A 14229-nucleotide genomic window follows, 5' to 3' on the forward strand; every position below is an offset into this window, starting at 1 on the left:
TTACGAATTAGCACGAATTATTTTTTTTAAAGTTATGTAAATTAGTGTAATTCGTGAAATTCGTGGCAAAAAAAAGTTTTACCAAATGACAACATTAAACGACTTACATTCGATTTCGTCGACGTTTTCGAATACAGATAAAATGCCCGTTCTGTTTTTAGGACACGGCAGCCCAATGAATGCTATTGAAGAAAATCAGTTTGTGACTGGTTTCCGTGATTTGGCAAAAACATTGCCACAACCCAACGCTATTTTATGTGTTTCGGCACATTGGTTTACAAAGGGAACAAAAGTAACTTCGATGGAAATGCCAAGAACCATTCACGATTTTGGAGGTTTTCCGCAAGCGCTTTTTGATGTGCAGTATCCAGCAAAAGGAAGTCCAGAATTAGCTATCGAAACTCAAAAACTCTTAGATCCTGTTATGGTTGAACTAGATGAGCATTGGGGACTAGATCATGGCGCTTGGAGCGTGATTAAACATTTGTATCCAAACGCAGATGTTCCCGTAATTCAGCTAAGCATCGATTATACAAAATCAGGACAATATCATTTTGAATTGGCTCAAAAACTGCAGGCACTTCGCTATAAAGGCGTTTTAATTATCGGAAGCGGTAATATTGTCCATAATCTTAGAATGGTCGATTTTAGAAATTTTGATAAAGACAATTACGGTTACGATTGGGCAATTGAAGCAAGAGAAACTGTAAATAACTATTTGTTGGATGGAAATTTCCAGCCTTTAATAGATTTCGAAAAATTAAATAAGGCCGTTCAATTGGCAGTTCCAACACCAGAACATTATCTTCCGTTGTTGTATACTTTAGGTTTAAAAGATAAAACTGATGAATTGGATTTGTTTAATGATAAACTATTAGCAGGTTCTCTAAGTATGACTTCTGTAAAAATTGTATAATTTATTTTCTCAAGTTGTAAGCATAAAGATAACCATCGGCACTTCCGTAAAAAATAACATTATTGCTGATGAATGGAGAAGAAACAATGGAACCTAATTTGTAAAACTCATCCATAACCTTTTGATTTTCGGCATAAATGGACAAGTCAGCTTTTTTGGCTGCAAATCCAAAATCTAAAAGATTGTTATTGAGAGTGCTTGCCGCATATTTATTTCTGTTTTCGGTAGAAATGGTATTCGATTCTTTTCCGTCAGAAAGCAAGTTTAAGCTAAAGAAATTCCCCGAAAAATCTCCAAAATAAATTGTATTTCCAGCAATTGCAGGTGAAGAATAAACATATCCGTTTCCTTTAAATCGGTATTTTTCTTTTCCTATTTTTGCATCTAAAGCCAGAAGCGCATAAGTATCTGAAGTTCCAACATAAACCGTATTATCTTTAATAACAGCTGAACTTAGAATCCAAGAGTTTTCAGCATTGTATTTCCAGATTAATTTTCCTGTTTCAGCATCAAGCGCGAACAAATAAGGGTCTCTTGCGCCAAAATAAACGACACCATCATAAACTGTTGCAGAAGCCTGAATTCCTGTAAAACCCGTTTTAATTTCAGTAGAAAACTTCCATTTTTCTTTTCCTGTTTTACAATCCAAAGCATAAAAAACGCCATCCCATCCGCCAAAATAAACGGTACTTTTGTCTAAAACTGGAGTGCTGTGTATGGCTGCTTTTGTCTGGAAATTCCATTTTAGAGTTCCATTTTTAGCATCAACGGCATACATGTTTCCATCACTGCTTCCGAAAATTGCCAATGCAGAATTATGGTCTACATAAATTACTGGTGTCGAAAGATAAAAATCCCATAAATCGGCCATAAGCAAATCGCTTGGTTTCATGCCCCACATTCCGATTTCGCTATACCAGTGTTCGCCTTTGGTTGTAAAACGCCAAATTTCTTTTCCTGTTTTAGCATTTACAGCATAATAATGCCCATCAAAACTTCCGAAATAAACAATGTTATGGTAAATACTCGCAGAACTGTGAACGGCTCCATTGGTTTTAAATTTCCATTTTAAGTTTCCAGATTTTTCATCGACAGCATAAAAATAGCCATCTTCACTGCCAATATAGGCGATTCCGTTTTGAACGATTGGAGAAGAAAAGATTTTACCATCTGTTTTAAATTTCCATTTTAAATCTTGTAAAGGCTGATATCCTTTTCCTGAAAAAATTCGATTAGAAAACGGATTTAAGATATTTGACTTGCCATTTTGTGAGAAAGCATTTAAATTTAGAATTAAAAAGAAATAGAGCAGGAGAGAAGTAAAGTTTCTTTTCATGTTTTTTCTTATAAAAGTAAAAATATTTATAAGATATTAAAATACAATGCTTTGAGAAATATGTTATAAATATATTTTAGAAAGCTCCTTGATAATGGAATATTTGTCTTTATATAAAAATAACGAATGAACTCGTCAAAGTTTTCCAATCGTTTCCATTTATGTAATATTGGTCTATAAGTTTATAATCTTATAATTTGTTTAAATAATAAATTTGGTGCGACAGCAAAATGTTTTGTCTAAATTTGTTTATTTTTGTGTAAGTAATTGTTTGTCAGTTGATTATTTTGTTTTTATCTTCTTTTTAAGTAGTTTTTTAAATGCCTTTTGTGATTAACTGGTGATAAATTTAAAAAATGATAGAAGATGTTTACAAATGAAGTAAGAGTGCGGCATCAGCACTATAATCACTGATAAAAATAAGATGAATCCAAACAAAGCATTATGGGAAAAAGGCGATTTTACACGTGTTGCAGAATCTATGAGAGAAAGCGGTGCGGAATTGGTTGCCAAAATTGGAATTAAAGAAAATAGTGACGTTTTAGATCTCGGCTGCGGCGATGGTACTACTGCAATACCTTCGGCAAAAGTAGGAGCCAATGTTTTAGGTGTTGATATAGCAAGAAATTTAGTTGAAGCTGGCAATCTTCGAGCAAAAAAGGAAGGATTAGATAATATTGTATTTAAAGAAGGTGACGCAACTGATTTGAATGAATTGAAAAATCAATCTTTCGATGTTACGATGAGTATTTTCGGAGCAATGTTTGCACCAAAACCTTTTGATGTTGCCAAAGAAATGGTTCGTGTCACAAAACCTGGAGGTAAAATTATTATGGGTAATTGGATACCGGGAGATCCAACGTTGATTGCTCAAATCCTAAAAATTAGTGCAGAATTTACTCCTCCGCCTCCTGAGGGTTTTGTAAGCCCAATGCTTTGGGGTATTGAGGATAACGTAATCGAAAGATTCACAAATGCGGATGTTCCTAAAGAAAATATTTCTTTTGAGAGAGATACCTTTACATTTAAAGCTGCATTCCCGCCTTCGGAGTGGCTAAATCGATTAAAAACGTACTATGGCCCAACTATGAATGCTTTTGAAGCTGCAGAACAAAATGGAAAAACTTCGGATTTGTATGCTAAACTTGAAGGATTAGTTAATAGCCAAAACCAAAGTAATGATCAAAATTCTACATTAATTCCAGCAACTTATCTTCGTGTCACAGTTTTGGTTTAATTTTTTGGCTTAGTATTCCTGAAGATGATTTTCGTCCTTTACAGAAATAGAAAAACAGAAATTTAAAAGTAATTTTTGCATATTTGCAAACACTTAAGATTGGTGAAAATTAAATTACTAAATTTTGAGTTTTAAACTCAGTAAAATATAAGAATGAAAATAATAGCGGTAATTCCAGCCAGATATGCTTCAACACGTTTTCCTGCAAAACTAATGCAGGATTTAGGAGGTAAAACAGTAATTCTAAGAACCTACGAAGCAACAGTTTCAACAAAATTATTTGATGATGTTTTTGTTGTAACCGATTCTGATTTGATTTTTGGTGAAATTGTTTCTAATGGCGGAAAAGCAATTATGAGCATCAAAGAACATGAATCAGGAAGTGATAGAATTGCTGAAGCTATTGCCGATCTTGATGTTGATATTGTGGTAAATGTGCAAGGTGATGAACCTTTTACAGAAGCAGAACCTTTAGCACAGGTTTTATCGGTCTTTAAAAATGATCCTGATAAGAAAATTGACTTGGCTTCGTTAATGCGTGAAATTACAGATGAAGAGGAAATCAACAATCCGAATAATGTGAAAGTGGTGGTAGATCAGTCACAGTTTGCATTATATTTTTCACGTTCTGTAATTCCGTATCCGAGAGAGAAAAATGTTGGAGTACGATATTTTCAGCACATCGGAATTTATGCTTTTAGAAAACAAGCTTTATTAGACTTTTATAGTCTTCCAATGAAATCTTTAGAAGCTTCTGAGAAGTTGGAGCAATTACGTTATTTAGAGTTCGGAAAGCGTATTAAAATGGTTGAAACCACTCATGTTGGAATTGGAATTGATACGGCTGAGGATTTGGAAAGAGCTCGTGCGATGCTGAAGGATCTTTAATTAATTTGAATAACATTATCCACAATCTTGTCATTTCGACGAAGGAGAAATCTCCGCGAGAAACTCCACAATGCTGATCAATCTTTGTCGAGCTACTTATGGAGATTTCTCCTTCGTCGAAATGACAAAACTGTGTGACACTTTGGGTAAAAACAAAAAAAACTCCAAATTCTTGGAGCTTTTTTAATATCTAAAAATCGTATTTTACTGGTATAAAGTAGGATACTTAGAAGGATTAACTTCGTGCATCATATCATAAACTTTTTCATAAATGTCTTCTGCTGAAGGTTTAGAGAAATAATCTCCATCAGTTCCGTAAGCAGGTCTATGTGCTTTTGCAGCTAAAGTTTGAGGTTTGCTATCCAGATGTTTGTATGAATCTTGTTCTTCTAAAATCTGTTGTAAAATGAATGCTGAAGCTCCTCCAGGAACATCCTCGTCAATTACTAAAAGACGGTTTGTTTTTGCAATACTTTTTACAATGTCTTTGCTAACATCAAACGGAAGTAAAGATTGAATATCGATCACTTCGCATTCAATTCCTTTTTCTGCTAATTCATTAGCGGCTTGCATAACCAATCTTAAAGTTGATCCGTAAGAAACTAAAGTAATATCTGAACCTTCTCTTAAAGTCTCTACAACTCCAATTGGCGTTTTGAATTCACCAAAGTTCAAAGGAGTTTTTTCTTTTAAACGATATCCGTTCAAACATTCGATAACCAAAGCAGGTTCGTCACATTCTAACAAAGTGTTGTAGAAACCAGCTGCTTGCGTCATGTCTCTTGGAACCAAAACGTGAATTCCGCGAATCGCATTGATAATCATTCCCATTGGAGAACCAGAATGCCAAATTCCTTCCAAACGGTGTCCACGAGTTCTAATAATTAATGGCGCTTTCTGTTTTCCAACAGTTCTATATTGTAAAGTAGCTAAATCGTCACTCATGATCTGAATAGCGTACAATAAATAATCTAAATACTGAATTTCAGCAATCGGACGTAATCCTCTCAATGCCATTCCGATTCCCTGACCAATAATAGTCGCTTCACGAATTCCGACATCGGCAACACGAAGTTCTCCGTATTTTTCCTGCATTCCTTCAAGACCTTGATTTACGTCTCCGATGTTTCCAACATCTTCACCGAAAATTAAAGTTTCTGGATATTTTGCAAACAGGGCATCAAAGTTATCACGAAGAATCATTCTTCCATCCAAATCTGGTTTTGCATTTTCTGCATATTTAGGAAGAACTTTTTGTACAGAAAATACATTCTGAGCCGATTCTGAATGCTGATTGCTGCTGAATTTTTCCTGAGTTTCATTCAAGAATTTTGTAATCCAGTTAGATAAAAGAACTTTGCTGTTTGGCACTTCAATAAAGCGAAGAATCTTTCTAGCATAAACCAATAATTCCTTTTTTAAAGGCGCTTTAATTGCAGCCAATTCAGAAATTAATTTTTTGATTCTTTCTTTATGATTGATGCTTGCTTCAGCAATTTGTTCCAATAAAGCTAAGAGATTCTTTTGTTCGTCAATAATAGGATTAATGAAGTTATTCCAAGCTTCTTTTTTAGCTTCTAAAACTTCTTTCTTTAATTCGAAATCAAGTTCTGCCAATTCCTCTGGAGAAGCAATATTAATGGCAATCATCCAAAGACGCATTTGACGAATACAGTCAAAATCTCTTTCCCAAGCCAGTCTTTCTGCACTTTTGTAACGTTCGTGAGAACCAGAAGTAGAGTGGCCTTGCGGTTGTGTCAATTCGTTTACGTGAATTAAAACAGGAATGTGTTCTTCGCGCGCAATTGCTCCGGCTCTTTCATAAGTCGAAACCAATTCGGCATAATCCCAGCCTTTAACTCTAAAGATTTCATAACCTTTAGAATCTTCATCGCGCTGATATCCTTTTAATATTTCAGAAATATTTTCTTTAGTAGTCTGATGTTTAGCATGAACAGAAATTCCGTATTCGTCATCCCAAACACTCATTACCATCGGAACTTGTAGAACTCCTGCAGCATTTATAGTTTCAAAAAATAAACCTTCAGAAGTACTTGCATTACCAATTGTTCCCCAAGCTACTTCATTTCCGTTAACTGAAAATTTATCTTTGATAGTGATTCCGTCAACGTTTCTGTAGATTTTTGATGCTTGAGCCAAACCAAGCAATCTTGGCATTTGTCCTGCTGTTGGAGATATATCTGAACTTGAATTTTTTTGTTTTGTTAAATCTTTCCAAGAACCATCTTCGTTTAAACTGTGCGTTACAAAGTGTCCGCCCATTTGTCTTCCTGCAGACATTGGATCAAAAGCTAAATCGGTATGACCATATAAACCAGCAAAAAACTGTTTAGCGTCCAATTCGCCGATAGCCATCATAAAAGTTTGGTCGCGATAGTATCCAGAACGGAAATCTCCGTTTTTAAAAGCTTTTGCCATTGCCAGCTGCGGAACTTCTTTTCCGTCTCCGAAAATACCAAATTTAGCTTTTCCTGTTAATACTTCTTTTCGACCTAAAAGACTACATTCACGGCTTGTTACCGCAATTCTATAGTCATTCAATACCTCAGTTTTGAAATCTTCAAATGTCAGTGTAGTATTGTTTTTTTCTTTTATCATAATCTTGTAGGGTCATGTTGTTTATGTCGCGAAATTACTTAAAAACAATCAATAATCATAATTCTTTAAACTAAATATAATTTAATTATTTGTATTCAAATCTAGAAACTACGTATTTTATTTATGTGATTTTTATGTAAAATTTAATTTTATTGATAATTTCGCAAGTTTTTATTTAATTTTCATTTGATTAAAACCATTTTCGGGTAAAAAGAGTAACTAACGTTTTTGGCGAAAATGTGATGATAAATCGTATTTTTTCATTGTATTTAGGTTGTGATATTTCCCATCCGTTATTAGAATAAACAGGAAAATAGAGTTCAAAGTAATCAGGAACAAGGTTTAAACGTACTCCAGAGTCGTAAGCAAAGAACTCACTTTGATGTTTATTTTTCAAAAAACCAATGTCTCCATAAAGTTCTACCCAGTTCCATATCGCATAACTTGCGTTTAGAGTTGTCATCCATTGGTTAGCGTATGAAGGCTCTAATTGTGACTTGAAACCTCCTTCGGCAATTACATATTGCTGACTAAAAAATCCTGTACTTTCTGATCTCCCAAACAAATTGTAATCAAATAAATAATCTGTTGGACGGTCTAAACCAAAACTAAAATAATCTGAGTTTGTTGTGTTATAAACAAAACTTCCAGCGTATAATCTTAAATTTAACTTCTTGTTGTTTTCAAATAATCTTCTGTATTCTACTTCTCCTGCAACCTTTCCGAATCCACTAGAAAACTGCAAATCGGTCATAAAGTTAAAATGATCAATTAATTCAGTTTTAGTATTAGAATAACGGGCATTAAATATGGAATAATTTGGTTCTGAATTGTCTGTAATGTAATCGCTTGCTTCACGATTTACGATAACCTGGCGGAACATAAACATTTGCTTTCTGTTGTCTCTGAAATCTTTTTCGCGAATGCGAAATACTACCATCGGATTTAATCTTAAATAAGTTGCATCTGGTGCATAATGAAAATAATTCTGACTGATAGAATATCGAACATTAAATAAAGTGCTGTTTCTATAATACTGATTCCAAGAAAAGGCAGATGAACCAGAAATTGTACCTGCTTTGATTGAATAAGCCGGATTAATATCAAAATTAAAAGGTTTGTCTAAAATAGTTTTATTATGAAAACGGATTCCTGGGGTGAAACCATCATAATAATTATAATTTAATGTCGGAATGTATAAAATCTGATTGTAATCTGGATCTTCCAAATCTTTAGTAAAATTAAATTTTACAGGACGATTCAGTGAAACACTTTTTAAAGATCTCCAGTTGTTTCTTTGATTATACTCAGGAACTTCATTATCGTAATTAATGACAATTTTTTCCGCATTTTTTCGGCTGAATTCATAAACAGAATCTTTTTTGGTAGGCTCAATCCATTCTTTAAAAACGACTTCTTTCTTTTTAATTCCATAAATAGGAATAGGAGCGTAGATTCCAGTTTTGCTTTTAACCGAAAATTTTACGCTGTCTGTAGTTCTTGAAACATCCGAAAATTTATAATCTATAATATCTCTCGAATCAATAATGGTTTTAAAGAACCAATCGATATTTTTTGGACTTTTTTGAGTTAAGATTTTTTCAAAATCATAACGGTTTGATTGTCCAAATTGGTTAAGATTGTAAAACTCTTTTACGCTTTTAGGTACAATATCATGATTAAGATAATCGTCTAAATAGCTTAAACTTAAGCCAGCGCGATATTTACTGGCAATCTGTTCATTAAATTTTATCAGTGTGTTTTTTGGGTCTCCTAAAGGCTGATCCAGATTTTTACGAGCCATTAACATATAGTAATAGCTGTATTGTTCATTAAAAGTTAGGTTCGTAATGTTATAACTTTTAAAAAGCTTCATATCTGAAAGTTTTCCCAGCATTTTTTCATCTTGATGATGCTCTTCCATATATTTCATCATCGTATATATCTGGATTCCATCATAAACCCAATTGTCTTTTCTTGGATCTAAGCGCAGACTGTTTTTGAGGTAATTGTTTAAAAAAGTCTTTAAAAATTGAATCTCAAACATAAAATCATCTTCAAACGGACTAATAAACGAAGGCAGCTGATTTAAGCCATAAAACGGATTTCGGTCATAATCTATCTGAGAAACCGTAATTCTCTCGTGTGGATATTTGCCAATAAATTTTTCAGCGTAAGAAACTACTCGATTAATAATAATGGCTTTCTGGAATTCGTCTATTTTTTTGTTTTTTAAATTTGTCAGAACCTGTAAAGAGCCATTATCGTAGCTTCTAAAACTGTTTTTCTTTTCGATATAAAGACTAAAATCGGTTCTGTTTTTTCCAGAGAAAGAATAAATATTGTAGCTCTGATTGGTTGAATCTTTTGAAACCGAATTTAAATCGGTAGTGATAGAATACTGATTCGGAATTTTAATTTCCACTTCGTAATCACTCACCGCATTAGCAATATCATCTAGATTGAAATTATTGTACTTTACAAAAAAGCCATTTTCAAATCGCGCAGGACTTAAAAACCAATTTTTTAATGCCATACCGCCATTTTGAGTAAATCCAAAATGAGTGAATTTGTCGTTCGGTATTTTTACAATGTAATTGAGATGTAAAACGATTTTTTCATTAGGAAGAAGCTTGCGATTTAATCTTACGGTAATATAATCAGGATCTTCGGCGCTTCTTTCCCATTCCAAAGCCGAAAAATTGGTTTCGGTTAGATTTATAATGGTTGTTTTTCCTCGATCTACTGCCTTAGCTAAATGAAAACCTCTGTAAAACTCATCAGAAAAACGTTTTGCCAAAGGCGTATTTTTGTCAGCAAAAGCATTATTCCAATCATTCAAAACAATCGAAACCAAAGTGTCGTTTGTAGTATTATGATACGTAATATCCTGTTTTATATTCAGTGTCTTAAGCTCAAGATTTACCGCCACTTCCATCTTAGATTGATGTTGTGCAGTTAGTTTTATCGAAAATGATAAAACTATAATGAGGCAAATAATTTTATAAAGTGCTTTCAAATAATGGCTTAAAAATTATCAGACATACTTATGTACGGACATAATGAAGTTACGGATTTTTGTAAAAATAGTATAAAAAAAGCTGTTTAAAAAAACAGCTCTCAATTTTTACGTATTTGCAATATAATTTAACCATATAAGTGATAAAAGTGTTTTTAACGCAAAGCTTAAAAACATACTTTTAAATGAACTTATATCACTTATATGGTTTTGAAAATTAGAAATTCGGACTTAAATCGTACTTTTTGTAGAATTTATCCAATGCCTCAACAACTTCGTCTTCAGTATCTACAATTTTAAATAAATTCAAATCTTCAGGGCTTACGGTATGCATTTTTTCAACCAAAACAGTTTTGACCCATTCAATCAAGCCAGACCAGAACTCAACTCCAACCAAAATAATCGGGAACTTTCCAATTTTCTTAGTCTGAATCAAAGTGATCGCTTCAAACATTTCGTCTAAAGTTCCAAAACCTCCTGGCATAACCACAAAACCTTGCGAATATTTTACGAACATTACTTTTCTCACAAAGAAATAGTCGAAATTCAAGTTTTTATCGTGATCAATATATGGGTTAAAATGCTGCTCAAACGGAAGTTCGATATTTAAACCAACCGAAGTTCCTCCTCCTAAATGCGCACCTTTATTTCCAGCTTCCATAATTCCGGGACCACCTCCTGTAATCACACCGTAACCTGCTTTACTGATTTTATAAGCGATTTTTTCAGCCAGCTGATAGTACTTGTCATCTGGTTTTGTTCTTGCCGATCCAAAAATAGAAACACAAGGACCAATACGTCCCATTGCTTCGTAACCATTTACAAACTCAGACATAATTTTAAAAATTGCCCAGCTGTCATTGGTTTTAATTTCATTCCACGTTTTTTGCTTTAAACGATCCTGAATTACTTTATCTTCATCATTATCAAAATCTTCTAATCTCATTTTAGGTATTTTAATTTATTATTTTATTTATGTCTTTTTTGTCATCCTGAGCGTAGTCGAAGGAAGGAGCTAGTTCCTGCTGTCCACTATATTCCCGATAAACAAAAACTACGGCTAAAAAGCCTTGTTTTTCTAAATCGGGAGATGCCGCTCCCATCAGGGCTAGGGCAGTTGGTTTCAAATAAACATTGGTTTTAATTGAAACATGTTTTCTTTAAAAAAGCATGGATTTTTCAAAAAAAGCGGACACTAAATTAACGCTTTTTTCTAGAATTGTTATAAAAAACAGGAATTATAATCCAAAAGTAATGTTATGATAATAATCAAATTCGGTTTTTTGATTCATTATCAGGTGTATAGTATCTGTAAAACTGAAAGTTTTTTAGATTTAATCTTTGTCAAAGTTTAAAAACTTTGACAAAGATGTTGTTTCTACTCTAGTTCTTTTTTCAAAAACTTAGCCGTATAACTCTTTTTATTCTGAGCCACTTCTTCTGGAGTTCCTTTAGCAACCAATTGTCCACCGCCTTTTCCGCCTTCTGGACCAATATCAATAATATAATCGGCAAGTTTAATAACATCCATATTATGTTCGATGACAAGAATTGTATTTCCTTTGTCAACCAATTTATTGATTACTTCCATTAAAACGCGAATGTCTTCAAAGTGTAATCCTGTTGTAGGTTCGTCGAGAATATAAAATGTATTTCCAGTATCTTTTTTAGATAATTCTCCCGCTAGTTTTATACGTTGCGCTTCACCACCAGAAAGTGTTGTGCTTTGTTGACCAAGTGTAATATAACCTAATCCAACATCTTGAATGGTTTTAATTTTTCTATGAATCTTCGGAATATTTTCAAAAAATGGAACTGCTTCATCAACCGTCATATCCAAAACATCGGAGATAGATTTTCCTTTGTATCTAATTTCTAAAGTTTCTCTATTAAAACGTTTTCCCTGACACGTTTCACATTCTACGTAAACATCTGGTAAAAAGTTCATTTCGATTGTTCTTACACCAGAACCTTCGCAGGTTTCACAACGCCCACCTTTTACGTTAAAACTAAAACGTCCCGCTTTGTAACCACGAATCATACTTTCAGAAGTCATCGTAAATAGATTTCTGATTTCTGTGAAAACCTCTGTATATGTCGCTGGATTCGAACGTGGTGTTCTTCCAATCGGACTTTGGTCAATATCAATTACTTTGTCAATATGTTCTAAACCTTCAATCTTTTTATAAGGTTGCGGTTTTTTTACGCCATTAAAATAATACGCATTCAGAATCGGATAAAGCGTCTCATTAATCAAAGTTGATTTACCGCTTCCAGAAACTCCAGTAACACAGGCTAATTGTCCTAACGGAATTTCAATAGAAACATTTTTTAAGTTATTTCCAGTTGCTCCAGTCAGTTTTAAGAATTTGCCATTTCCTTTTCTTCTTTTCTTCGGAATATCAAATTTCATTTTACCATTCAAATATTGAGCGGTAATAGTGTCTGAAGCTAAAGTCTCTTTTGGAGTTCCTATACTAATAATTTCTCCTCCGTATTTTCCAGCTTTAGGACCAATATCAATTACATAATCAGCCGTTTCGATCATGTCTTTGTCGTGTTCAACAACAATAACCGAATTTCCGATATCGCGTAATTGTTCCAGAGAATGAATCAGTTTTTCGTTATCTCTTTGGTGCAGACCAATACTTGGTTCATCCAAAATATAAAGAACTCCAACGAGCTGAGAACCAATTTGTGTTGCCAGACGAATACGCTGTGCTTCACCACCAGAAAGCGATTTTGAGCTTCGGCTTAAAGCTAGATAATTCAAACCAACATTCATCAAGAAATTCAAGCGGTCTTTGATTTCTTTTACGACTTCAGAAGCGATTAAAAGCTGCTTGTCAGTTAAATGGCTATTTAGATCATGAAACCACGCTGTCAAATCTGAGATATCCATATCACACAATTCGGTGATATTTTTTTCATTTACTCTAAAAAATAATGCTTCTTTTTTAAGACGAGAACCATCGCAAACAGGGCAATTGATTTCGTCCATAAAATCTTTTGCCCAACGCTTTATGCTCGTTGTAGCACTTTCGTCATATTGGTTTTTGATAAAATTAGAAATTCCTTCAAAATCGATTTTATATTCTCTTGTAACACCAAGATCTTTTGAGTTGATAGAAAATTTATCCTTTCCGCCGTACAAAATCATTTGCATGGCTTCTTCCGGAATTTTTTCAATCGGATCAGTTATTTTAAATCCGAATTTTTCTCCAATGGTTTCCAATTGCTTGAATATCCATGAAGATTTGTATTCGCCAAGAGGCGCAAAACCACCTGCTTTTATAGATAATTTCGGATTTGGAATGATCTTCTTGACGTTTATTTCGTGTACAGTTCCCAATCCGTTACAATGCGGACAAGCTCCTTTTGGAGAGTTAAATGAAAATAAATTCGGTTCTGGATTTTGATACGATATTCCTGTTGAAGGACACATTAAGTTTCTACTGAAATAACGCACTTCATTAGAATCCTGATCCAAAATCATCAAAACATCTTCACCGTGATGCATAGCTGTATTGATGCTTTCCGATAATCTTTTTTGCGTATCAGGATTATCTTCAATCACCATTCTGTCTACAACAATCTCAATATCATGAGTTTTGTAACGATCCAATTTCATTCCGGCAACCAAATCTTGAACTTCACCATTTACACGAACTTTCAAGAATCCTTGTTTGGTAATCTGCTGAAATAATTCTGCATAATGTCCTTTTCTGGCTTTAATAACTGGAGCCAGAATATTGATTCGTTTTCCTTTATAGTCCTGAATAATCAGATCTTTAATCTGTTCATCAGAATACGAAACCATTTTTTCGCCTGTGTTGTAACTGTATGCATCTGCGCCACGCGCGTATAGAAGTCTAAGAAAATCGTAAATTTCAGTAATTGTTCCAACCGTAGAGCGCGGACTTTTACTGGTAGTTTTTTGTTCAATTGCGATTACGGGAGAAAGTCCGTCGATTTTATCAACATCTGGACGTTCTAATCCGCCAAGGAATTGTCTTGCGTAAGCTGAAAACGTTTCAACATAACGACGCTGACCTTCAGCATAAATGGTATCAAATGCCAAAGAGGATTTTCCCGAACCTGATAAACCAGTAATGACAACCAGTTTTTCACGCGGAATAGATATATCGATATTTTTTAGATTATGAACTCTTGCACCAAGAACTTCAATAGTATTGTCTTTATCTAACATAATT

9 protein-coding genes are annotated in these 14229 nt (G+C 33.8%); 3 read left to right on the forward strand and 6 right to left on the reverse strand.

The window, feature by feature from the left end:
- Positions 1–85 precede the first annotated feature (85 nt).
- The gene (ygiD, locus tag NU08_RS13200) at positions 86–916 is read left to right on the forward strand and encodes a 4,5-DOPA dioxygenase extradiol (RefSeq protein WP_129747666.1); all 831 of its coding nucleotides are present in this window, start codon (positions 86–88) and stop codon (positions 914–916) included.
- A 1-nt stretch (position 917) separates the two neighbouring features.
- Here ygiD and NU08_RS13205 read toward each other — a convergent pair whose 3' ends face one another.
- Complete coding sequence (locus tag NU08_RS13205) at positions 918–2252, reverse strand: PQQ-binding-like beta-propeller repeat protein (RefSeq protein ID WP_129747667.1); 1335 nt, start codon at positions 2250–2252, stop codon at positions 918–920.
- A gap of 424 nt (positions 2253–2676) precedes the next feature.
- Between NU08_RS13205 and NU08_RS13210 the strand changes: the two genes are divergently transcribed.
- Positions 2677–3489 (forward strand): class I SAM-dependent methyltransferase, encoded by an 813-nt coding sequence (locus NU08_RS13210; RefSeq protein ID WP_129747668.1) that lies wholly within the window; start codon positions 2677–2679, stop codon positions 3487–3489.
- Between the two features lie 153 nt (positions 3490–3642).
- On the forward strand, positions 3643–4377 hold the full coding sequence (gene kdsB, locus NU08_RS13215; protein ID WP_129747669.1) for a 3-deoxy-manno-octulosonate cytidylyltransferase: 735 nt from the start codon (positions 3643–3645) through the stop codon (positions 4375–4377).
- A gap of 204 nt (positions 4378–4581) precedes the next feature.
- Here the strand turns inward: kdsB and NU08_RS13220 are convergent, their stop codons facing one another.
- The 5 genes from NU08_RS13220 to uvrA all read right to left on the reverse strand — a co-directional run bounded on the left by NU08_RS13220 (position 4582) and on the right by uvrA (position 14225).
- On the reverse strand, positions 4582–6996 hold the full coding sequence (locus NU08_RS13220; RefSeq protein WP_129747670.1) for a thiamine pyrophosphate-dependent enzyme: 2415 nt from the start codon (positions 6994–6996) through the stop codon (positions 4582–4584).
- Between the two features lie 190 nt (positions 6997–7186).
- The gene (locus NU08_RS13225) at positions 7187–9934 is read right to left on the reverse strand and encodes an aminopeptidase (RefSeq protein WP_129747671.1); all 2748 of its coding nucleotides are present in this window, start codon (positions 9932–9934) and stop codon (positions 7187–7189) included.
- A 298-nt stretch (positions 9935–10232) separates the two neighbouring features.
- Positions 10233–10961 carry a TIGR00730 family Rossman fold protein gene (locus NU08_RS13230; RefSeq protein WP_129747672.1) on the reverse strand — a complete coding sequence of 243 codons (729 nt, stop codon included), beginning with the start codon at positions 10959–10961 and terminating at the stop codon, positions 10233–10235.
- 10 nt (positions 10962–10971) lie between these two features.
- On the reverse strand, positions 10972–11142 hold the full coding sequence (locus NU08_RS22345) for a hypothetical protein (protein WP_165352455.1): 171 nt from the start codon (positions 11140–11142) through the stop codon (positions 10972–10974).
- 251 nt (positions 11143–11393) lie between these two features.
- Positions 11394–14225, reverse strand: a complete 2832-nt coding sequence (gene uvrA / locus NU08_RS13235) for an excinuclease ABC subunit UvrA (protein ID WP_129747673.1) — start codon at positions 14223–14225, stop codon at positions 11394–11396.
- Positions 14226–14229: the final 4 nt, after the last annotated feature.

Source organism: Flavobacterium anhuiense, assembly GCF_004151235.1.
Taxonomy (GTDB): domain Bacteria; phylum Bacteroidota; class Bacteroidia; order Flavobacteriales; family Flavobacteriaceae; genus Flavobacterium; species Flavobacterium anhuiense_A.